We start from the raw sequence: 20,113 nt of genomic DNA, 5'->3' as shown, positions 1-20,113 counted from the left end.
TAGTAGAAAATGACTTTTTATCGGCAAGCTATAACCCTGAGTTAACTGTTCATGAAACTGCGCCATCTGGAAATCTTCTACGCCGTGATGACTTGCGGCTCTCTCTCACGCGCGGCGGAATCGCTGAATATCTCCCAGCCGGCCGCCAGTAAAGCGTTAAAAAACGCCGAGCTTAAGCTCGGCTTTAAGCTGTTTCAGCGGGTACGAGGCAAGCTGCTGCCGAGTAGCGAAGCGCTCACACTTTTTGAAAAGGCGCAGAGCATTTATCAGGATCTCGATAACCTGCGCCTGCTGGCCGATAATCTGGCCCGCGACCCGCGCGCCAAGATCGCCTTAGGCTGTTTACCAAGCCTCGGATTAAGCCTGGTGCCAGAGCTGGTGACCGATTTTTATCAGCAAAACAGTAATCTGGTGATGACCTTAACCACCGAGCATACTGAGACGTTGGTCAAGAAATTGGATCTACGCGAAATAGATTTAGCGCTGACGCTGCAGCCGGTCCAGCAGGGGGAGATCATCACCACCCTGATTGCCGAAGTGCCGCTGGTCTATATCGACCGCGACTACCGGCAAGGCGCGGTGGACATCAAGGAGATCGATCAGCAGCGCTGGATCTCGCCGGGGCCGCATTCGCTCTCTGCCGCCATCGCCACTCGCCGTGACTTTTCCACCACCCGGCTTAACGTGCAGACCTATTACATGGCCACCGAGTTCGTGAAGCGCGGCATCGGCTGCAGCATTACCGATATTTTCTCGGCGCGGCATAATCTGTCGCCGGAAATGATTCACCCCATTACGCCGCCGATGAAAATTAACCTTTGCCTGCTGCGTCGCGCCGATGTTTCGCTCAGCCCAATCACGCAGAAATTTGTCGATTTTCTGTGTCGACAGCTGCGTCAACAGCTCAAAGAAATTAACCTGCAGTTATACCCTGACCATAAAAAGTCAATTGCGCCGCAAGGGTAAATGCTTTGACATAACCGCAAGATATTTATCAGCGGTGGATATATCAGGTTATGAAAAAACGCATTGTGATTATCGGCGGCGGCGTGGTGGGACTGGCCACCGCCTGGGTATTAATTAAGAGCGGACACCAGGTTCAACTGCTGGAGCGCAACGCCGAGCCGGGCAGCGCCACCAGCTTTGCCAACGGCGGGCAGCTAAGCTACCGCTACGTCGCGCCGCTTGCCGACCGCGGCGTCCCCCTGCAGGGAATTAAATGGATGGGCAAAGCCGATTCGCCGCTGAATATGCGCCTGCAAATGTCTTTCCAGCAGTGGCGCTGGCTGTTGCAGTTTCTGCGTGCCTGCAATAGCCAAAGCAACAAAATTAACGGCGATCATATTTTGCGCTTATCCCTGCTCAGTCGTCAGGTCATGCAGTCGTGGCTTGATGAAGATAATCTTGCCGATTTTCACTGGCGGCGTAGCGGCAAACTTATTATCCATCGCCGGGAATATGACTTTCATAAAGCGGCGAAAGGAATGAATCCGCAGTACCAGCATGCGCTAAGCGCCGAGGCCTGCCTGCAGCTGGAACCGGCGCTGAAACACATCAGCCATTCGCTACAGGGCGGGATTTATTCACCGGGAGATGAAACGGCAGACTGCCATAAATTCTGTCTCGCCCTGCTCGACAAACTCAATGCCAGCAGCAACTTCAGCCTGCTCACCCACTGCGAGGTGCTCAAGCTCAATAAACGCGACGGGCGCATCAGTTCGCTTGAGACCAGCCGCGGTACGATAACCGGCGATGATTATGTCGTCGCCGCCGGAAACGGTAGCGGCCCGCTGCTGGGTCATCTGGGCGTGCGCGTGCCGCTATGCGCACTCAAGGGATACAGCCTGACCCTTCCCTACCCTAAAGAGGCCGGGATCGCGCCGGATATCAGCGTGACCGACTACGGACATAAAATCGTTTACGCCCGCCTGGGAGAACAGTTGCGTATCGCGGCGATGGTGGATATCGGCTACGACGGGGATGAACTACGTGATAGCCGCGTTCAGGCGCTGAAGAAAATCGTCGCTAGCAGCTTTCCCGATCTGCAGGGGCTGGATGAGGCCGAGGCCTGGACCGGTATGCGTCCGTCGACGCCCGCGGGCCCACCGATGCTGGGGCGCGCCGGATACCAGAATCTGTGGATGAATCTCGGCCAGGGTAGCCTTGGTTTTACGCTCGCGGCCGGCAGCGCCGTGGTGCTGGGAGCGCTCCTCGACGGCGAAGCGCCGGCAATTTCTTTAGATGGTCTGACATGGAAACAATCCGCATGACAATTATTCGTAATAATCCGCAACCCCGACTTTCCGCCAGCGTCGAATATGGCAATCTGGTGTTCCTCTCCGGCCAAACGCCGAAAAGCAGCACTGATGATATTGCGCTGCAAACCCGCGAAGTACTGGAGAAGATCGACGCCCTGCTGGCCGCGGCCGATAGCGACAAGCAGCACATCCTTTCCGCACAAATCTGGCTTAAAGATATCTCACGCGATTTTGCGGCGTTTAATGAGGTCTGGGTGAAGTGGATGCCGGAAGGCCATAGCCCGGCGCGGGCAGCCGTTCAGGCCGAGATGGCGCGGCCAGATATTCTGGTGGAGATCATGGTCACCGCCGTAAAAGCGTAAGATAAATTAGGTAAGAAAAAAGGCCGCATAGCGGCCTTTTTAATTAGTCAGTCCAGATTATTTCTCTCTGGGTGAAGCGTTTTCGACACGGCTTTTTAACTTCTGTCCGGGTCTGAAGGTCACCACACGCCGGGCTGTAATGGGAATATCTTCCCCCGTTTTCGGGTTACGTCCCGGGCGTTGGTTCTTATCACGCAAATCGAAGTTGCCAAACCCGGAGAGTTTTACCTGTTCTCCGTTTTCCAGAGCACGACGGATCTCTTCGAAAAACAACTCTACCAGTTCTTTGGCATCCCGCTTGCTAAGCCCAAGCTTATCAAACAGATATTCTGACATTTCAGCTTTTGTAAGCGCCATAGGTTCAATCCCTCAATGATGCCTGGAATCGCTCTCTTAATGCCTCTACACATTTGGCAACGGTAGCGGCAATCTCCTCTTCTTCGAGTGTACGGCTGGTATCCTGAAGGATCAGGCTAATCGCAAGGCTCTTAAAGCCTTCCGCCACACCCTTACCACGGTACACGTCAAATAAGTTTACGCCAACTACCTGATTTACGCCAACTTTCTTACATTCGGCCAAAACATCGGCTGCAGGGACGTTTTCCGCGACCAGTACCGCGATATCGCGACGGTTCGCCGGGAAGCGGGAAATTTCGCGCGCCTGAGGCACCACGCGGTCTGCAAGCTTGTTCCACTCAATTTCAAACACCAGAGTGCGGCCGTTGAGATCCAGTTTACGTTCCAGTTCCGGATGAACAACCCCAATGAAACCAATGCGTTCACCTTTCAGATAAATCGCCGCGGATTGTCCCGGATGCAGTGCGGTAGCCGCTTCTGCGCGGAATTCGATATCGGCTAATTTACCGGTCAGGTCAAGAACGGATTCCAGATCGCCTTTCAAATCATAGAAATCGACGGTTTCTTTTGCCAGGTTCCAGTGCTCTTCGTAGCGGTTACCGCTAATCACCCCGGCCAGCATCACATCCTGACGAATGCCCAGCGGCGCCTGCGTATCCGGCACGAAGCGCAGACCGCTCTCAAAGATGCGTACGCGGCTCTGTTGGCGGTTCTGGTTGTAGACGACGGTGCCCAACAGACCGGTCCACAGCGACAGGCGCATCGCCGACATTTCACTGGAGATCGGGCTTGGCAGAATCAGCGCTTCTTCACCGGCATGGATTAGCTGCTGTACTTTCGGGTCAACAAAGCTGTAGGTAATGACTTCCTGATAACCTTTGTCGTTCAGCAGCGTTTTCACGCGCTTCAGCGACAGGTCCGCTTCACGGTGAGTACCCATGATCAGACCCGCCTGTACCGGCTCGTCAGGAATGTTGTTGTAGCCGTAGACACGGGCCACTTCTTCAACCAGGTCTTCTTCGATCTCCATATCGAAACGCCAGCTTGGCGCAACGGCCTGCCACTCGTCCTGACCAACGGTCACTTCGCAACCCAGGCGCTGCAGAATATCGCTCACCTGCGCGTCATCAATATGATGGCCAATCAGGCGATCCAGCTTGCTGCGGCGCAGGGTGATGGTGGCGCGTTTTGGCAGCGTCTCTTCGTTGGTCACATCGATAATCGGACCGGCTTCACCGCCGCACAGGTCGATCAGCAGACGGGTCGCACGCTCCAGCGCTTTATACTGCAGGGCCGGATCGACGCCGCGCTCGTAGCGGTGGGATGCATCGGTGTGCAGGCCATGACGGCGCGCGCGGCCGGTGATAGACAGCGGGCTGAAGAACGCGCATTCCAGCAGCACGTTCTGGGTTTCGTCGTTAACGCCGGAATGTTCGCCGCCGAAGATACCGCCCATCGCCAGCGCTTTATTATGGTCAGCAATGACCAGCGTATCGCTGTCGAGCTTAGCTTCAGAGCCGTCCAGCAGCACCAGCGTTTCGCCCTCTTTCGCCATCCGCACCACGATACCGCCGTCAATGCGGTCGCGGTCAAAGGCGTGCATCGGCTGGCCCAGCTCAAGCAGCACGTAGTTGGTCACATCAACCACCGCATCGATGGAGCGGATACCGCAGCGACGCAGTTTCTCTTTCATCCACAGCGGGGTTGGCGCTTTGACGTTGATGCCTTTCACCACGCGTCCCAGATAGCGCGGGCACGCCTGCGGCGCGTCAACCTGAATCGGCAGCACGTCATCGATGGTGGCGGCAACCGGAGTGATTTCCGGCGCGTTCAACGGCGCTTTGTTCAGCACAGCGACATCGCGCGCCACGCCGATGATACCCAGGCAGTCGGCGCGGTTTGGCGTAACGCTGATTTCAATGGTGTTATCGTCAAGCTTGAGGTATTCGCGAATATCGGTACCGATCGGCGCATCGGCCGGCAGTTCGATGATACCGCTATGGTCGTCGGAAATACCCAGCTCGGAGAAAGAGCACAGCATCCCTTCCGACGGTTCGCCGCGCAGTTTCGCCGCTTTAATTTTAAAATCGCCCGGCAGTACGGCGCCAATGGTCGCGACGGCCACCTTCAGCCCCTGACGGCAGTTTGGCGCGCCGCAGACGATATCCAGCAGACGCTCGCCGCCGACATTGACTTTAGTAACGCGCAGTTTGTCAGCATTCGGATGCTGGCCGCACTCGACCACTTCACCGACGACCACGCCGTTGAAGCTACCGGCAACCGGCTCAACGCCGTCAACTTCCAGGCCCGCCATGGTAATCTGATCGGACAGCGCTTCGCTGTCGATCGCCGGGTTAACCCATTCGCGTAACCACAGTTCACTGAATTTCATTGTTCTGTCCTGCCCTTATTTAAACTGTTTGAGGAAACGCAGATCGTTTTCGAAGAATGCGCGCAAATCGGTCACGCCATAACGCAGCATGGTCAGACGCTCCATGCCCATGCCGAAGGCGAAGCCGGAGTAAACTTCCGGATCGATGCCGACGTTACGCAGAACGTTCGGGTGCACCATGCCGCAGCCCAGTACTTCCAGCCATTTACCGTTTTTACCCATAACGTCAACTTCTGCAGACGGTTCGGTGAACGGGAAGTAGGACGGACGGAATCGTACCTGCAGATCTTCTTCGAAGAAGTTATTCAGGAAATCGTGCAGGGTACCCTTCAGATTGGTGAAGCTGATGTTCTTATCGACAATCAGACCTTCCATCTGATGGAACATCGGGGTGTGGGTCTGATCGTAATCGTTACGATAGACGCGGCCCGGCGCGATAATACGAATTGGCGGCTGCTGGTTTTCCATGGTGCGGATCTGTACGCCAGAAGTCTGAGTACGCAGCAGACGGGTCGCATCGAACCAGAAGGTATCGTGGTCAGCGCGCGCCGGATGGTGACCCGGAATGTTCAGCGCATCGAAGTTATGATAATCATCTTCGATTTCCGGGCCAGTCGCCACGGTGAAGCCGAGTTCGCCGAAGAAGTTTTCGATACGATCGATGGTGCGGGTAACCGGATGTAAACCACCATTTTCGATGCGGCGACCCGGCAGCGAGACGTCGATGGTCTCTGCGGCCAGACGGGCATTGAGCGCGGCGCCTTCCAGTTCAGCCTTACGCGCGTTCAGCGCCTGCTGCACCTGCTCTTTCGCTTCGTTAATGACCGCACCCGCTGCCGGACGCTCTTCCGGCGGCAACTCACGCAGGGTGGTCATTTGCAGGGTCAGATGCCCTTTTTTACCCAGATATTCAACGCGGACGTTGTCCAGCGCGGCAACATCTGATGCCTCGTTAATGGCTGCCTTGGCACTGGCAACCAGCTCTGCGAGATGTGACATGGTTTTCCTCATTATGTCGGTGCAGACACCGGTTTTAGTGAAATAAATATCCCGAATCTATATACGAAAAAAGCCTCCACAGGGGAGGCTTTCTGGCGCTGTTTTCCGTTTCTTCTTTCACGCGCTAGCCTCCTGAGTTCAGGTGCTAAAGTAAAAAAAGAAGCGGAAAATAGCAGCATTCATGCTTGCATTACCTTGTCTGGTAAGAAATGTCAGACCTGTATTGAAAAGCCTGCACGGATAAAAGTCAATGTATTGATAGTGTTGAAACGAAAAGAGGGAGACAAGCTCCCTCTTTCAACTGGCTTATGCCAGAGCTGCTTTCGCTTTTTCGACCAGAGCGGTGAACGCTAATTTGTCGAATACGGCGATGTCAGCCAGGATCTTACGGTCGATTTCAACAGAGGCTTTTTTCAGGCCGTTGATGAATTTGCTGTAAGAAATACCGTTCTGACGTGCTGCTGCGTTGATACGCGCAATCCACAGTTGGCGGAACTGACGCTTTTTCTGACGACGGTCACGATAAGCGTACTGACCAGCTTTGATAACAGCCTGGAAGGCAACGCGGTATACGCGAGAACGCGCACCGTAGTAACCTTTAGCTTGTTTCAAAATTTTCTTGTGACGTGCACGGGCAACTACACCACGTTTTACGCGAGCCATATGTGCTCTCCTGTATCTATTCTAATTAAAAAGTTAAAAGGGTTAACGACTTATGCGTACGGCAGGCACGCGATTACCAGGCCCAGATCGCCTTTGGAAACCATGGCTTTCGGACGCAGGTGACGTTTACGCTTGGTAGCTTTTTTGGTCAGAATGTGACGCAGGTTAGCGTGCTTGTGCTTAAAACCACCTTTACCGGTTTTTTTGAAGCGCTTTGCAGCACCGCGTACGGTCTTAATTTTTGGCATTTTAATAACTTCCACTTCGCATTGTTAATAAACGAAACAAAGGCGAACAAGCCAGTGAGCCGAAGCCCACCGGAATGTTACTTGATGGCCTTACTGTTTCTTCTTCGGAGCGAGCACCATGATCATCTGGCGGCCTTCGATCTTCGTTGGGAAGGATTCGACTACTGCCAGTTCAACCAGATCGTCTTTCACGCGATTAAGCACTTCCATACCGATCTGCTGGTGGGCCATCTCACGACCGCGGAAACGCAGCGTGATCTTGGCCTTATCGCCATCTTCGAGAAAGCGAATCAGGCTGCGGAGTTTTACCTGATAGTCACCTTCATCAGTACCAGGGCGGAATTTAATTTCCTTAACCTGGATAACTTTCTGCTTCTTCTTCTGTTCCTTAGAAGACTTACTCTTTTCATAAAGGAACTTGCCGTAGTCCATGATACGACAAACTGGCGGTTCGGCGTTAGGGCTGATTTCAACTAAATCTACTCCAGCCTCTTCAGCCTTTTCGATAGCTTCTCTCAGACTCACAATACCCAGCTGCTCACCTTCCAGACCAGTTAAGCGAACTTCCTGGGCGCGAATCTCGCCATTAATACGATTCGGACGTGCCGTTTGAACTCGTTTTCCGCCTTTAATACCTTATTCCTCCAGTTGTTGAAGACTGCGGCTGCGAATCTCTTGTTGCAGCTTCTCGATCACTTCATTTACGTCCATGCTGCCGAGGTCTTTACCGCGACGGGTACGCACGGCCACTTTGCCGGCTTCGACTTCTTTGTCGCCACAGACCAACATATACGGGACACGACGTAAAGTGTGCTCGCGGATTTTAAAGCCAATCTTCTCATTTCTCAAGTCCGCTTTTACGCGAATGCCCGCATTTTGTAGTTTACGCGTCAATTCGTTAACGTATTCAGACTGAGAATCAGTAATATTCATGACCACTACCTGCACTGGCGCAAGCCAGGTTGGGAAGAAGCCAGCGAACTCTTCGGTCAGGATGCCGATGAAGCGCTCCAGCGAGCCGAGAATCGCGCGGTGAATCATTACCGGTACCTGACGCTCGTTGTTTTCGCCAACATAAGAGGCGCTTAAACGCTGCGGCAGGGAGAAGTCCAGCTGTACAGTACCGCACTGCCATGCACGATCGAGGCAGTCATACAGGGTAAATTCAATTTTCGGGCCGTAGAACGCCCCTTCGCCCAGTTGATATTCAAATGGGATGTTGTTTTCTTCCAGCGCCACCGCCAGATCCGCTTCCGCGCGATCCCAGGTCTCGTCGCTACCGATACGTTTTTCCGGGCGAGTAGACAGCTTGACGACGATTTTCTCGAAGCCAAAGGTGCTGTACATATCATAAACCATACGAATACAGGCGTTCACTTCATCGCGAACCTGATCTTCAGTACAGAAGATATGCGCATCATCCTGAGTAAAGCCGCGAACGCGCATCAGACCATGCAGCGCGCCCGACGGCTCATTACGGTGGCAGCTACCGAATTCAGCCATACGCAGCGGCAGATCGCGGTAAGATTTCAACCCCTGGTTGAAGATCTGCACGTGACCCGGGCAGTTCATCGGCTTAATGCAGTATTCACGGTTCTCGGAAGAGGTGGTGAACATCGCATCTTTGTAGTTGTCCCAGTGGCCGGTTTTTTCCCACAGCACACGGTCCATCATGAACGGGCCTTTGACTTCCTGATACTGATACTCTTTCAGCTTCGAGCGAACGAAAGTTTCCAGTTCACGGAAGATGGTCCAGCCGTCATTGTGCCAGAACACCATACCCGGCGCTTCTTCCTGCATATGATACAGGTCTAGCTGTTTCCCGATTTTACGGTGGTCACGCTTAGCGGCCTCTTCCAGACGCTGCAGGTAGGCGTTCAGCGCTTTTTTATCTGCCCACGCGGTACCGTAGATACGCTGCAACATTTTATTGTTGCTGTCGCCACGCCAGTACGCGCCAGCGGTTTTCATCAGTTTGAAGTGATGGCAGAAACGCATATTCGGTACGTGCGGGCCACGGCACATATCGATATATTCTTCGTGATGATACAAGCCTGGCTTGTCATCATGGCCGATGTTTTCGTCAAGAATGGAAACTTTATAGGTTTCGCCGCGCTTCACGAAGGTTTCACGCGCTTCGTGCCAGCTGACTTTCTTCTTGATGACATCGTAGTTTTTCTCGGCGAGCTCGTGCATACGTTTTTCGAGCGCGTCGATGTCTTCCTGAGTCAGGGTGTGGTCCAGATCGACATCATAGTAAAAACCGTTGTCGACAACCGGGCCAATGGCCATTTTAGTGTTCGGCCACAGCTGCTTGATCGCATGACCTAACAGGTGCGCGCAGGAGTGACGAATGATCTCCAGACCGTCTTCATCTTTTGCGGTGATAATAGAAAGCGTGGAATCATTTTCGATCGGGTCGCAGGCATCAACCAGCTCACCGTTAACACGTCCGGCGATGGTGGCTTTCGCCAGGCCTGGACCAATATCCAGAGCAACATCCATCGGGCTAACTGCGTGGTCGAAATGGCGTTGGCTGCCATCAGGAAGCGTAATTACAGGCATTTTATGTCCTTATTTGCAGTGGTGCCCCACACGAAAGAGCACATACAAAACAATATAATCATAATTATCAACGAGTTGTGGCTCAGCTCCCGCTTCACTCTGCGAAAATATGAGTACGCCCGTCTATCTATTGAACCGCCCTCACCTGCAGCCGCTCGTTGATAACACCGGGTGTTAGTGTACACATCATTAGTGCGCGATTAAAGTCGCAATAACTAAATGGTTATTCTTCTTTTAAATAGCAAGGGGCGCTGACAATTAATCGCAGCAATTCCCGCTCATACCACGCGGTTAATTAATCGATAAATTACCTGCATACATAAATAAATCCCCCCACCGCTAAAAAACGAATGAAAAAATCATCCGTTATAGTGAGTATTCATACCCGGCAGGAAACAACAGGAATCAGGCCGGCTGCCCGGCCTGAAAAATTACATTTTATAACCGAGCGACAAGGTGGTGCGGCGGTCGGTATGCTCAGGCGCCGAGGCCGGCGGCTGCGAGTTCCACGTCAGGTTATAGGCGACGCGTAGCGCAAAGTGGGCGTTGATGGCCACGTTTAATGCACTTTCCGAATTCAGCGTCGTGTCTTCAGCCCCGAATACCGAAACACCTTGCGTAAATTTAGCGTTGTCGGTCATCTGCCACGCCCAGGTTCCGGACGCGTAACCCAGCGGCTGAGTTTCGTTATCGCCATCGGTATATTCGTCATAACGCACGCCCGGACCAAATTCAAAACGCAGGCTGTGAACCGGGCCGTTGAGGATCTGGCGACCATAACCGGCGGTCAGGACGTCGCGCTGTTGATAACCGTTGTAGCGGTCGGTCAGCCAACTGGCCTGACCAAATACGTAGTTCATATCGGTCAGGTTATAACGACTACGACCGCCAACGGCATATTTTTCCGAAGAGCGTTGATCGTTAGAGGACGTGTTGCTCGCGTTGCCCCACAGTGACCAGGCCGTGGTATCGCCGTACCAGGTCAGCGTTGAGTCAGCGGTCATTGAGGAGCTTTTCGTGTTGCCGGACTGAGCGAGATAACCCGCATTCACAGCACCTTCGAAAGGTTTCTTAGCAGTGGAAGGGTCATCCATGACGGTAAAAACGGAATCATCGGCCAGTGCGTTTACAGACGCAAAAAGCCCCCCCGCCAGCAATGCCGCTGCGGGTACTGTCTTCAAAAGCTTCATTATAACTCTCTAAAATACATATCTTCAGGACAGTACAAATGATGAATGGACCAGAGATCCCTTCATTGAATTTAGAGTCCGTACAACATTTAAGGAGACCCGACAGGTCCCGGAAACTTTCGCGAGGCGCGCTGAATGCGAGTCTTAAGAAAGGCGCTTGATTATAAAAAAGCACGAATAACTTAGCAATCAGTTGCTATTTCGTTTTTTGAATAAGACGGTTCCCAAAACAATCTTTATTTCATAAAGATAAAAACACAGACATCTTTGTAAATCCGCCGCCCGCCCCGCTTCCCCTCACTCCATTTCGGTGCCATGCTTAAAAAAGCAGCTTTATTCGTATTAAGGAGGAACAGGATGACCAAAATTTATACGCTCACGCTAGCCCCATCACTCGACAGCGCAACGCTGACGCCGCAAATTTACCCCGAAGGCAAATTACGCTGTAGCGCTCCGGTTTTCGAACCCGGCGGCGGCGGCATCAACGTCGCCCGGGCGATTACTTTTCTGGGCGGTAAAGCGACGGCGATTTTTCCGGTTGGGGGCGCCACCGGCGAGCATCTTTCAGCCCTGATGGCTGACGAGCAGGTCCCGGTCGAAACAGTAGAAACCCGCGACTGGACGCGGCAAAACTTACATGTGCATGTCGATGCCAGCGGCGAACAATATCGCTTTGTCATGCCCGGCGCGGCGCTAACCGAAGATGAATTCCGCCGCCTGGAAGAGAAAGTGCTGGCGATTGAGCCCGGTTCTCTGCTGGTTATCAGCGGCAGTCTGCCGCCCGGTATCAGCGTCGGGCATCTGACTCAACTGGTAAAAAATGCCCAGCAACACGGGCTGCGTTGCATCATCGACAGCTCTGGCGATGCGCTGGCCGCCGCGCTGGACGTTGGCAATATCGAACTGGTCAAACCTAACCAGAAAGAACTCAGCGCGCTGGTACAGCGCGACCTCAGCCAGCCGGACGATGTGCGCAATGCCGCGCTGGAGCTCATCCGCTCCGGAAAAGTACGCCGGGTAGTGGTTTCGCTGGGCCCGCAGGGGGCGCTGGGGGTTGATTCCAACGGTAGCGTACAGGTGGTGCCGCCGCCGATGAAAAGCCAAAGCACCGTCGGCGCCGGCGACAGTATGGTCGGCGCGATGACATTGCGTCTCGCCGAGCACGCCTCGCTGGAAGATATGGTCCGCTTTGGCGTCGCCGCCGGTAGCGCCGCCACGATTAACCACGGCACCCGTCTCTGTTCCTTAGCCAATACGCAGAAAATCTACGATTACCTGTGCGGCCGCTAGCCTCGCCCCCCTTCGCTCCGGTGAAGGGGGTCAATTCGCCATCATGGTCTATGCTAGAAATTCCATGCATAACAACAGAGTGAAAAATGAGCAACGATATTACCGCGCACGTGATCACCGTTAAATTTCAGGAACAGGCGCTGACCGAGATAAATGAGCTCAGCAATCATTTCATCCGCGCAGGTTTTGTCCTGACGCTCAACGATGATGATGGCAAAACTCATGAATTAGGCACCAACACATTTGGCCTGCTGAGCGCGCAGAGCGCCGACGACGTCCGGGCTTTAAGCGCAGGTCTTGCGGAAACTGCCTTAGGCAGACCGGCAGATATCGCCATCACCACATTTAGCGAATGGTTAAAAGCTCAATAAGTGCGATTACCATCGCGGAAGGCGCCAGTTGTGCGTTAGCTCGAACTTTACGGCCAGTTTATACGCTAACCTTATGATATGGTGGAAAACATGGGGAGAGACAGCATGTGGCAAGCTATTAGCAATTTGTTAAGCGAGCAGCACACTGACGGCGCTGAAATCGAACTGCGCAACGAGCTACCCGGCGGAGAAATCCATGCCGCCTGGCATTTACGTTTTGGCGGGAAAGATTATTTCGTCAAATGCGATGAACGCGAGCTGCTCCCCATTTTTACCGCGGAGGCCGATCAGCTGGAGCTGCTCTCGCGCTGTAAAACCGTTAGCGTTCCGCAGGTCTTCGCCGTCGGCAGCGATCGGGATTACAGCTTTCTGGTGATGGAATATTTACCGCCGCGCCCGCTGGATGCGCATAACGCGTTTCTTCTCGGTCAGCAAATAGCCCATTTACATCAGTGGAGCGATCAGCCGCAGTTTGGCCTTGATTTTGACAACGATCTGTCGACGACCCCGCAGCCGAATGCCTGGCAGCGCCGCTGGTCAACGTTTTTCGCTGAACAACGCATTGGCTGGCAGCTGGAGCTAGCGGCGGAAAAAGGGCTGCACTTCGGCGATATCGACAGCATTGTCGACACCGTACAGCGGCGGCTCAGCAACCATCAGCCGCAGCCTTCTTTATTACATGGCGACTTGTGGTCAGGGAACTGCGCGCTGGGGCCCAATGGCCCGTATATTTTCGATCCGGCGTGTTATTGGGGCGATCGCGAATGCGATTTGGCTATGCTGCCACTTCATCCGGAACAGCCGCCGCAGATTTATGACGGTTACCAGTCGGTCTCGCCGCTGCCTGCTGGCTTCCTTGAACGACAACCGATTTACCAGCTATATACCTTACTTAATCGGGCGATTCTGTTCGGCGGCCAACACCTGGTTACCGCGCAAAAAGCGCTCGATGAAGCCCTGCAAGAAGCGTAACAAAAGGCCCTCAAAGGGGCCTTTTTCATCAGCAGGATTAATCCATTTTCACGCCATTTAAGCGGAATTGGATGTTCATCGTCAGGCCAGTACCCGGTCTGCCAGGCTCGTAGCGCCATTTACGCATCGCTGTTTTGACATCACGCTCAAACATATTGGCCGGCTTAGCAGAGACTATCTGGATGTTCTCCACGCGACCATCGGCAGTAACATCAAATTTCACGCTCACGTCACCTTCAATACGTAGCGCCTGCGCACGTTGCGGGTAAGAAGGGTCGCCGCGTTTCAACGCTTTAGGACCGCTTGGCGCGGTGGTCATCGGTTTTGCCGTTGCCGCCGTCGTACTCGGGGCGGTACGCGCAGGCGCCGTATTGTTATTCTCAAACGGCGAGACCGGACGCGACTCAGCGGGTTTCACCTCACGTTTCGGCTCGACCTTTTTCTCTGGCTTAGGCTTTGGTTTCGGCTTAGGTTTGGGCTTCGGCTCCGGTTTGTGGATTACCACTGGCGCCTCTTTTGGCGGCTCAGGCACCACTTCAGGTTCCGGCTCCGGCTCCGGTTCAACAACGGGTTCAACGACCGGCTGCGCCGCCTGTGGAGGCTCTAAATCCGCCGGCGCTACCATCGTTATTTCGATTGGCTGTGAAGGCGAAGGCTTTTCAATAACCTGATGTACCGAGGTATAAAGCAACCCCGCCACAACGGCACCGTGGATAGCCACGGACAGCAGCGTTGGCCACGGAAAGCGGCGAGGTAAATCAAGGGTCATTGCGCTCATAGTCGTTTCTGTTGAAAAATGATGCCCTGATTTTAAATGCAAATAGCAATCATATTCAATAAGACGTGTTATCCTGCATCAAATTTTGCCTCGTTTTGTGGAAAAAAACCGGCGTGCCGTGGCATGCTAAAGGCGTGCGCATCTTACATTGCTGCTCATAACGCTTTCACGTCACGTGATTTGCCTATTTTTTGATTAAGGAGCCTTGCCGTGCTTTACGTCATCTACGCAGAAGATATCGCCGATTCTCTGGAAAAACGCCAGGCGGTGCGCCCTGCCCATCTGGCGCGCCTACAACTATTACATGATGAAGGCCGTTTACTGACCGCAGGCCCGATGCCCGCGGTAGATAGCAATGAACCTGGCGCGGCAGGATTTAGCGGCTCAACGGTTATCGCAGAATTTGAATCGCTGGAAGCGGCGCAGTCCTGGGCCAACGATGACCCCTATATCGCCGCAGGCGTCTATCAGCACGTCTCGGTGAAACCTTACAAAAAAGTATTTTAATCACCCACTTAAAACACAGAGGCACCGCAAGCGGTGCCTTTCGTTTTAACTCTCAGAATTCAGAGAAGGTGAACAGCAAAGCATGACGCTGCCGTTTGACCAGGCACTTCCTGATTGAAAGAATCCGCATGTTGCGGCGAGATTGGGCTTCCAGCCAGCGCGATTTACGGCGACTTACTTGTCTAAGCATGCGCCAGCGCCCTACTTCCGTTCTACTACGCTTCATTGCTACTACTCTACGAGTGAAAAACAGCCCTCATTATAAACCGATGAATCTGTCTGACCATCGCTTTCGCTGCGTTTTTATTTGCCAGATGGATGATGATGCGTAAACTCATGGCATCGGGCTATTCAAAAGGATTTTTCATCTATGACAACCTTTTACACGGTCGTAAACTGGCTGGTCATTCTTGGTTACTGGCTACTGATTGCCGGCGTTACATTACGCATTCTAATGAAACGTCGCGCAGTGCCTTCCGCCATGGCATGGTTACTGATTATTTACATCCTGCCGCTGGTGGGAATTATCGCTTACCTCTCTTTCGGCGAACTGCATCTTGGTAAGCGTCGAGCCGAGCGCGCTCGCGCCATGTGGCCCTCCACCGCCAAATGGCTAACGGACCTGAAAAGCTGCAAACATATTTTTGCTGAAGAAAATAGCCCGGTTGCCGAATCACTGTTCAAACTGTGCGAACGTCGCCAGGGGATCGCTGGCGTAAAAGGTAACCAGCTACAGCTGCTGACCGAATCTGATGATGTCATGCAGGCGCTGATTCGAGACATCCAGCTGGCGCGGCATAACATCGAAATGGTGTTCTACATCTGGCAGCCCGGCGGGATGGCCGACCAGGTGGCGGAATCGCTGATGGCAGCCGCACGACGCGGCGTGCATTGCCGGCTGATGCTCGATTCGGCCGGTAGCGTCGCCTTTTTCCGCAGCCCGTGGGCGGCAATGATGCGTAACGCCGGTATCGAGGTGGTCGAAGCGCTAAAAGTGAATCTAATGCGTGTATTTTTACGCCGTATGGATCTGCGTCAGCACCGTAAAATGGTGATGATTGACAACTATATTGCCTACACCGGTAGCATGAATATGGTTGACCCGCGCTACTTCAAACAGGATTCCGGCGTCGGCCAATGGGTCGATCTGATGGCGCGAATGGAAGGTCCGGTAGCGACGGCGATGGGTATCGTCTACTCCTGCGACTGGGAAATTGAGACCGGCAAGCGAATTTTGCCGCCGCCGCCGGACGTCAACATCATGCCGTTTGAGGAAGCCAATGGCCATACCATCCATACCATTGCTTCTGGTCCCGGCTTCCCGGAAGATTTGATTCATCAGGCGTTGTTAACCGCAGCCTATGCGGCGAAAGAACATCTGATCATGACCACCCCCTACTTCGTCCCCAGCGATGACCTGCTGCACGCCATCTGTACCGCCGCCCAACGCGGTGTCGAGGTGAGTATTATCATGCCGCGTAAAAACGACTCCTTGCTGGTAGGCTGGGCCAGTCGCGCCTTCTTCACCGAACTGCTTGCCGCTGGCGTGAAAATTTACCAATTCGAAGGCGGTCTGCTACATACCAAAAGCGTGCTGGTGGATGGCGAATTGAGCCTGGTCGGTACCGTTAATCTCGATATGCGCAGCCTGTGGCTTAATTTCGAGATCACGCTGGCGATCGACGACGTGGGCTTCGGCGGAGACCTGGCGGCGGTACAGGACGATTACATCTCCCGATCGCGCCTGCTGGATGCAAAACTGTGGGCCAAACGTCCGCTATGGCAGCGGATCGCAGAGCGACTGTTTTACTTCTTCAGCCCGTTGCTGTAAAACGTGCCCATCAGATGCTTAGCGGGTAGCAATCATGGATATGGATTTAAACAATCGCCTGACCGAAGACGAAACGCTCGAACAGGCCTACGATATCTTTCTTGAGCTGGCGGCAGATAACCTAGACCCAGCGGATATCATTCTTTTCAATCTGCAGTTTGAAGAGCGCGGCGGCGCCGAGCTGTTTGACCCGGCGGAAGACTGGCAGGAGCATGTCGATTACGACCTCAATCCAGATTTCTTCGCCGAAGTTGTCATTGGCCTGGCCGATACCGATGGCGGCGAGATCAACGATATCTTCGCTCGCGTTCTGCTGTGCCGCGAAAAAGATCACAAGCTGTGCCACATTCTGTGGCGTGAATAAGCATTAAGCTAATGCGCCTGTAAAAAAGCCTGCCGACGGTAACATCGGCAGGCTTTTTGTTTTATACGTTATTGCGGTAATTCTGTTCCGCAGGCGTGGCAGAAACGGGCGTTTTTATCATGCTCGGCGTTATTGCAGTTTGGGCAAACGCGGCGGGCGCGTCGGTTTTGCAGCGCCGTAGTCATATGGGTCGTTATCAGCCCGGTTGGAATGGCGATGATAGAATAACCGATGAGAATAAGTACAGAGGCGAGTATCCGCCCTAATGGAGTATGCGGCGTAATGTCGCCGTATCCCACGGTAGTAATGGTGACGATTGCCCAATAGACCGAAGCATTTAAGGTGGTAAACCCGTATTGCGGCCCTTCAATTAAATACATCAGCGAGCCGAAAATCACCATCACAATAGCAATAAACGAGTAGAACAGAATGAGCTGATGACGGGCGCTGACGATAGCCCGCCAAAAAATATTCAGCGACGGCATAAAGCGCAGCAGTTTAAGAATACGCAGCGCGCGGATAACCCGCATGGCCCGCCAGGCAAAAACATACTCGAGGCTCATTTCCGGCCATAACCACATCACATACAACGGCAAAACGGTCGCCAGATCGATAAATCCCCAGAAGCTGAAGATATAGCGCAGCGGATTCGGCCAGCTGATAACACGTAAAATATATTCCGCGGTGAAGACCGCGGTGACCCCCAACTCCAGCCAGACAAAAATATGCCATTCATCTAGCGACAGGTGATACTGCGAACCGAGTCCGGACTCAACAAAAATAATGACCACGCTCAACAGGGCGAATAAACCGCAAAGCCCTTCAAAACGGCGGCCGGAGCGACGAGTTTGATCGAAAAGTAAATGGTAAAGCCGCAAACGGGCGGCGGAAAGCGAAACTGCCACGTTAACCTCACAATAAAAAAGGGCTGACATCAGTCAGCCCAAGTGATTATAACGGGTCTACCTTCAGGCAGGAAACCGCATGGCGGAAACTGCCTTCCAGCACCGGACGCGTTTTGGCGCATTCGGGCCCGGCCAATGGACATCGGGTGCGGAACACGCAACCCGAAGGCGGATTAATCGGCGAAGGCAACTCCCCTTCCAGCAGTTGGATGGTTTTATTCTTCTCAAGATCAGGATCCGGCACCGGTACGGCCGACATCAGCGCTTTGGTATAAGGATGCAGCGGATTATGGTACACCTCATCATAGGTACCTAACTCCACCGCATGACCCAAATACATGACCAGCACGCGGTCGGAAATATGTTTTACTACCGCCAGGTCATGGGCAATAAAAATCAACGACAGCCCCATCTCCCGCTGCAGTTGTTGTAGTAAGTTCACCACCTGCGCCTGAATGGAAACATCCAGCGCCGATACCGGCTCATCGCAAATAATCAACTTAGGCTCAAGGATCAGCGCGCGAGCGATACCAATGCGCTGACACTGGCCGCCGGAGAATTCGTGCGGATAGCGGTTAATCAGGTTCGGCAGCAGTCCGACCTTCATCATCATCGCCTTCACGCGATCGCGCACTTCCTGACGTGGCATCTTCGGGTGATAGGTCCGCAGCGGTTCAGCGATGATTTCGCCAATGGTCATACGCGGATTCAGCGATGCTAAAGGATCCTGGAAGATCATCTGGATATCGCTGCGCACGTCGCGCCACTCTTCCGGCTTCATGCCTAACAGATCTTTTCCAAGCCAGGCCACTTTACCGTCGGTAGCTTTCACCAGGCCGATGATGGCGCGGGCGAAGGTCGATTTACCGCAGCCGGATTCACCAACCACCCCGAGCGTTTCGCCTTCATACAGGCGCAGCGTAACGCCATCCACCGCTTTGAGCGTTTTTGACGGCTGCCAGAACCATTGCTTACCATCTTTAATATCAAAATGTACTTTCAGGTCAGCAATTTCGAGCAACACTTTTCTTTGTTCGATCACGGCGTTCATAGCAGATCCCCTACCGGTTTAAAGCAGGCGCGCAGGCGACCTGGCGCAAACGACTCCAGAGGCGGAGCGCTATTACAGATTTCCATAGCATGCGGACAGCGCGGCTGGAACGGACATCCTTTCGGCAGACGCAGCAGGTTCGGCGGGTTGCCGGGAATCGTCAGCAAGGAATCGCCTTCGCCATCGAGACGCGGTACCGCATTGAGCAAACCGATCGAGTACGGGTGCGACGGTTGGTAGAACACATCGCGCGCCTGACCGTATTCCATGGTACGCCCGGCATACATCACCAGTACCTTATCGCAGATCCCCGCCACCACGCCGAGGTCGTGGGTAATCATAATAATCGCGGTGTTAAACTCGCGCTTCAGCTCGTTAAGCAGGGTCATGATCTGCGCCTGCACGGTGACGTCCAACGCGGTGGTCGGTTCATCGGCAATCAGCAGTTTTGGCCGACATAACAGCGCCATGGCGATCATCACGCGCTGGCGCATTCCGCCGGAGAACTCGTGCGGGAACATCTTCATGCGCTTACGCGCTTCCGGCATCTTCACCGCATCGAGCATCCGTACCGACTCTTCAAAAGCCGCGGCTTTGCTCAGCCCTTTATGCAGCATCAGCACTTCCATCAGCTGCTCGCCGACCCGCATATAAGGGTTCAACGACGTCATCGGATCCTGGAAAATCATCGAAATCTGTTCGGCACGCAGCTTATTCAGATCGCGCTCCGGCAAATTGAGGATTTCACGACCGTTAAAAGTGGCGGAACCACCGATATGGCCATTCGCCGCCAGCAGCCCCATTAAAGCGAATGCCGTTTGCGATTTACCGGAACCTGACTCACCGACGATACCTAAGGTTTCACCAGCCCGCAGGTTAAAATTCAGATCGTTAACCGCGGTGACATCGCCATCCGGCGTTTTAAACGTCACCCGAAGATCCTTCACATCCAGCAGCAGACCGCTTTGCTGCGCGGCCTGCGGCGCTTTAGTCATTTCAATTGTGCTCAT

General features: G+C 53.6%; 23 protein-coding genes and 1 other annotated feature. Of the genes, 9 read left to right on the top strand and 14 right to left on the bottom strand.

The features are described from left to right. Positions 1-51: 51 nt before the first annotated feature. From PGS10_RS18035 to PGS10_RS18025, 3 genes are read left to right on the top strand one after another with little or no spacing between them, the layout of a single operon-like run. Positions 52-966 carry a LysR family transcriptional regulator gene (locus tag PGS10_RS18035; RefSeq protein ID WP_045396052.1) on the top strand — a complete coding sequence of 305 codons (915 nt, stop codon included), beginning with the start codon at positions 52-54 and terminating at the stop codon, positions 964-966. Between the two features lie 38 nt (positions 967-1,004). Next, entirely contained in the window at positions 1,005-2,270 is a 1,266-nt protein-coding gene (locus tag PGS10_RS18030) for a D-amino acid dehydrogenase (protein ID WP_323133878.1), read from the top strand. Then, complete coding sequence (locus PGS10_RS18025; RefSeq protein WP_072251454.1) at positions 2,267-2,620, top strand: RidA family protein; 354 nt, start codon at positions 2,267-2,269, stop codon at positions 2,618-2,620. Before PGS10_RS18030 ends, PGS10_RS18025 begins: the two co-directional genes overlap by 4 nt. Before the next feature lie 57 nt (positions 2,621-2,677). On the opposite strand, the gene ihfA is transcribed toward PGS10_RS18025, so the two are convergent. The 9 genes from ihfA to PGS10_RS17980 all read right to left on the bottom strand — a co-directional run bounded on the left by ihfA (position 2,678) and on the right by PGS10_RS17980 (position 11,034). Then, a complete protein-coding gene (gene ihfA / locus PGS10_RS18020) occupies positions 2,678-2,977 on the bottom strand; it encodes an integration host factor subunit alpha (protein ID WP_015367042.1) in 300 nt (99 codons plus the stop codon). A gap of 4 nt (positions 2,978-2,981) precedes the next feature. After that, positions 2,982-5,369: a phenylalanine--tRNA ligase subunit beta gene (gene pheT / locus PGS10_RS18015; protein WP_045422920.1), complete on the bottom strand. Its 2,388-nt coding sequence runs from the start codon at positions 5,367-5,369 to the stop codon at positions 2,982-2,984. Between the two features lie 15 nt (positions 5,370-5,384). Beyond that, complete coding sequence (gene pheS / locus PGS10_RS18010) at positions 5,385-6,368, bottom strand: phenylalanine--tRNA ligase subunit alpha (RefSeq protein WP_015367044.1); 984 nt, start codon at positions 6,366-6,368, stop codon at positions 5,385-5,387. A 63-nt stretch (positions 6,369-6,431) separates the two neighbouring features. After that, positions 6,432-6,556: a sequence feature (Phe leader region), on the bottom strand. Beyond that, positions 6,507-6,551, bottom strand: coding sequence for a pheST operon leader peptide PheM (pheM, locus tag PGS10_RS18005; RefSeq protein WP_001386830.1), 45 nt, complete (start codon positions 6,549-6,551; stop codon positions 6,507-6,509). It overlaps the preceding feature by 45 nt. A 118-nt stretch (positions 6,557-6,674) precedes the next feature. Beyond that, positions 6,675-7,031: a 50S ribosomal protein L20 gene (gene rplT, locus PGS10_RS18000; RefSeq protein ID WP_004102963.1), complete on the bottom strand. Its 357-nt coding sequence runs from the start codon at positions 7,029-7,031 to the stop codon at positions 6,675-6,677. Positions 7,032-7,081: 50 nt separating this feature from the next. Next, the gene (gene rpmI, locus PGS10_RS17995; RefSeq protein ID WP_001124225.1) at positions 7,082-7,279 is read right to left on the bottom strand and encodes a 50S ribosomal protein L35; all 198 of its coding nucleotides are present in this window, start codon (positions 7,277-7,279) and stop codon (positions 7,082-7,084) included. A 90-nt stretch (positions 7,280-7,369) separates the two neighbouring features. Continuing rightward, positions 7,370-7,912, bottom strand: a complete 543-nt coding sequence (infC, locus tag PGS10_RS17990; protein WP_004189469.1) for a translation initiation factor IF-3 — start codon at positions 7,910-7,912, stop codon at positions 7,370-7,372. 3 nt (positions 7,913-7,915) lie between these two features. Continuing rightward, positions 7,916-9,844: a threonine--tRNA ligase gene (gene thrS, locus PGS10_RS17985; RefSeq protein ID WP_045397528.1), complete on the bottom strand. Its 1,929-nt coding sequence runs from the start codon at positions 9,842-9,844 to the stop codon at positions 7,916-7,918. Positions 9,845-10,275: 431 nt separating this feature from the next. After that, entirely contained in the window at positions 10,276-11,034 is a 759-nt protein-coding gene (locus tag PGS10_RS17980; RefSeq protein ID WP_015705111.1) for a DUF481 domain-containing protein, read from the bottom strand. Between the two features lie 357 nt (positions 11,035-11,391). Between PGS10_RS17980 and pfkB the strand changes: the two genes are divergently transcribed. From pfkB to PGS10_RS17965, 3 genes are all read left to right on the top strand, one after another. Then, entirely contained in the window at positions 11,392-12,324 is a 933-nt protein-coding gene (gene pfkB / locus PGS10_RS17975) for a 6-phosphofructokinase II (protein WP_045397531.1), read from the top strand. 86 nt (positions 12,325-12,410) lie between these two features. After that, positions 12,411-12,695, top strand: a complete 285-nt coding sequence (gene ghoS, locus PGS10_RS17970; protein ID WP_047050213.1) for a type V toxin-antitoxin system endoribonuclease antitoxin GhoS — start codon at positions 12,411-12,413, stop codon at positions 12,693-12,695. Positions 12,696-12,800: 105 nt separating this feature from the next. Further along, entirely contained in the window at positions 12,801-13,667 is an 867-nt protein-coding gene (locus PGS10_RS17965) for a fructosamine kinase family protein (protein ID WP_047046724.1), read from the top strand. A gap of 37 nt (positions 13,668-13,704) precedes the next feature. Here PGS10_RS17965 and tonB read toward each other — a convergent pair whose 3' ends face one another. Further along, complete coding sequence (gene tonB, locus PGS10_RS17960) at positions 13,705-14,445, bottom strand: TonB system transport protein TonB (protein ID WP_047078770.1); 741 nt, start codon at positions 14,443-14,445, stop codon at positions 13,705-13,707. A gap of 210 nt (positions 14,446-14,655) precedes the next feature. On the opposite strand from tonB, the gene PGS10_RS17955 reads away from it, so the two are divergent. Next, positions 14,656-14,952 (top strand): YciI family protein, encoded by a 297-nt coding sequence (locus PGS10_RS17955; RefSeq protein WP_015367051.1) that lies wholly within the window; start codon positions 14,656-14,658, stop codon positions 14,950-14,952. A 52-nt stretch (positions 14,953-15,004) separates the two neighbouring features. Here the strand turns inward: PGS10_RS17955 and PGS10_RS17950 are convergent, their stop codons facing one another. Continuing rightward, the gene (locus PGS10_RS17950; RefSeq protein ID WP_086538044.1) at positions 15,005-15,178 is read right to left on the bottom strand and encodes a YciY family protein; all 174 of its coding nucleotides are present in this window, start codon (positions 15,176-15,178) and stop codon (positions 15,005-15,007) included. A gap of 144 nt (positions 15,179-15,322) precedes the next feature. Here PGS10_RS17950 and cls point away from each other — a divergent pair, with 144 nt between their 5' ends. After that, complete coding sequence (gene cls, locus PGS10_RS17945) at positions 15,323-16,783, top strand: cardiolipin synthase (RefSeq protein WP_045397543.1); 1,461 nt, start codon at positions 15,323-15,325, stop codon at positions 16,781-16,783. 34 nt (positions 16,784-16,817) lie between these two features. After that, positions 16,818-17,147 (top strand): HI1450 family dsDNA-mimic protein, encoded by a 330-nt coding sequence (locus PGS10_RS17940; protein WP_015367064.1) that lies wholly within the window; start codon positions 16,818-16,820, stop codon positions 17,145-17,147. Between the two features lie 68 nt (positions 17,148-17,215). Here the strand turns inward: PGS10_RS17940 and PGS10_RS17935 are convergent, their stop codons facing one another. Genes PGS10_RS17935 through PGS10_RS17925 form a run of 3 tightly spaced genes read right to left on the bottom strand, consistent with a single transcriptional unit; the run spans position 17,216 to position 20,113 of the window. Then, positions 17,216-18,082 carry an ion transporter gene (locus tag PGS10_RS17935; protein ID WP_045368707.1) on the bottom strand — a complete coding sequence of 289 codons (867 nt, stop codon included), beginning with the start codon at positions 18,080-18,082 and terminating at the stop codon, positions 17,216-17,218. A 16-nt stretch (positions 18,083-18,098) separates the two neighbouring features. Further along, entirely contained in the window at positions 18,099-19,103 is a 1,005-nt protein-coding gene (oppF, locus tag PGS10_RS17930; protein WP_015367066.1) for a murein tripeptide/oligopeptide ABC transporter ATP-binding protein OppF, read from the bottom strand. Further along, on the bottom strand, positions 19,100-20,113 hold the full coding sequence (locus tag PGS10_RS17925; protein WP_047046733.1) for an ABC transporter ATP-binding protein: 1,014 nt from the start codon (positions 20,111-20,113) through the stop codon (positions 19,100-19,102). Before PGS10_RS17925 ends, oppF begins: the two co-directional genes overlap by 4 nt.

It is taken from the genome of Klebsiella sp. 141153, from assembly GCF_032601995.1.
Taxonomy (GTDB): Bacteria; Pseudomonadota; Gammaproteobacteria; order Enterobacterales; family Enterobacteriaceae; genus Klebsiella; species Klebsiella aerogenes.
The sequence above is the reverse complement of the archived record's forward strand: the minus strand, read 5'-3'. Positions and strand labels throughout refer to the sequence as shown.

Excerpts from the sequence above, each read along its gene's own strand:
- PGS10_RS18035 (WP_045396052.1), top strand. The coding sequence starts at position 52 with ATGAAACTGCGCCATCTGGAAATCTTCTACGCCGTGATGACTTGCGGC.
- PGS10_RS18025 (WP_072251454.1), top strand. The coding sequence starts at position 2,267 with ATGACAATTATTCGTAATAATCCGCAACCCCGACTTTCCGCCAGCGTC.
- ihfA (WP_015367042.1), bottom strand. The coding sequence starts at position 2,977 with ATGGCGCTTACAAAAGCTGAAATGTCAGAATATCTGTTTGATAAGCTT.
- pheT (WP_045422920.1), bottom strand. The coding sequence starts at position 5,369 with ATGAAATTCAGTGAACTGTGGTTACGCGAATGGGTTAACCCGGCGATC.
- pheS (WP_015367044.1), bottom strand. The coding sequence starts at position 6,368 with ATGTCACATCTCGCAGAGCTGGTTGCCAGTGCCAAGGCAGCCATTAAC.
- rplT (WP_004102963.1), bottom strand. The coding sequence starts at position 7,031 with ATGGCTCGCGTAAAACGTGGTGTAGTTGCCCGTGCACGTCACAAGAAA.
- rpmI (WP_001124225.1), bottom strand. The coding sequence starts at position 7,279 with ATGCCAAAAATTAAGACCGTACGCGGTGCTGCAAAGCGCTTCAAAAAA.
- thrS (WP_045397528.1), bottom strand. The coding sequence starts at position 9,844 with ATGCCTGTAATTACGCTTCCTGATGGCAGCCAACGCCATTTCGACCAC.
- PGS10_RS17980 (WP_015705111.1), bottom strand. The coding sequence starts at position 11,034 with ATGAAGCTTTTGAAGACAGTACCCGCAGCGGCATTGCTGGCGGGGGGG.
- pfkB (WP_045397531.1), top strand. The coding sequence starts at position 11,392 with ATGACCAAAATTTATACGCTCACGCTAGCCCCATCACTCGACAGCGCA.
- ghoS (WP_047050213.1), top strand. The coding sequence starts at position 12,411 with ATGAGCAACGATATTACCGCGCACGTGATCACCGTTAAATTTCAGGAA.
- PGS10_RS17965 (WP_047046724.1), top strand. The coding sequence starts at position 12,801 with ATGTGGCAAGCTATTAGCAATTTGTTAAGCGAGCAGCACACTGACGGC.
- tonB (WP_047078770.1), bottom strand. The coding sequence starts at position 14,445 with ATGAGCGCAATGACCCTTGATTTACCTCGCCGCTTTCCGTGGCCAACG.
- PGS10_RS17950 (WP_086538044.1), bottom strand. The coding sequence starts at position 15,178 with ATGAAGCGTAGTAGAACGGAAGTAGGGCGCTGGCGCATGCTTAGACAA.
- cls (WP_045397543.1), top strand. The coding sequence starts at position 15,323 with ATGACAACCTTTTACACGGTCGTAAACTGGCTGGTCATTCTTGGTTAC.
- PGS10_RS17940 (WP_015367064.1), top strand. The coding sequence starts at position 16,818 with ATGGATATGGATTTAAACAATCGCCTGACCGAAGACGAAACGCTCGAA.
- PGS10_RS17935 (WP_045368707.1), bottom strand. The coding sequence starts at position 18,082 with ATGTCAGCCCTTTTTTATTGTGAGGTTAACGTGGCAGTTTCGCTTTCC.
- oppF (WP_015367066.1), bottom strand. The coding sequence starts at position 19,103 with ATGAACGCCGTGATCGAACAAAGAAAAGTGTTGCTCGAAATTGCTGAC.
- PGS10_RS17925 (WP_047046733.1), bottom strand. The coding sequence starts at position 20,113 with ATGAGCACAATTGAAATGACTAAAGCGCCGCAGGCCGCGCAGCAAAGC.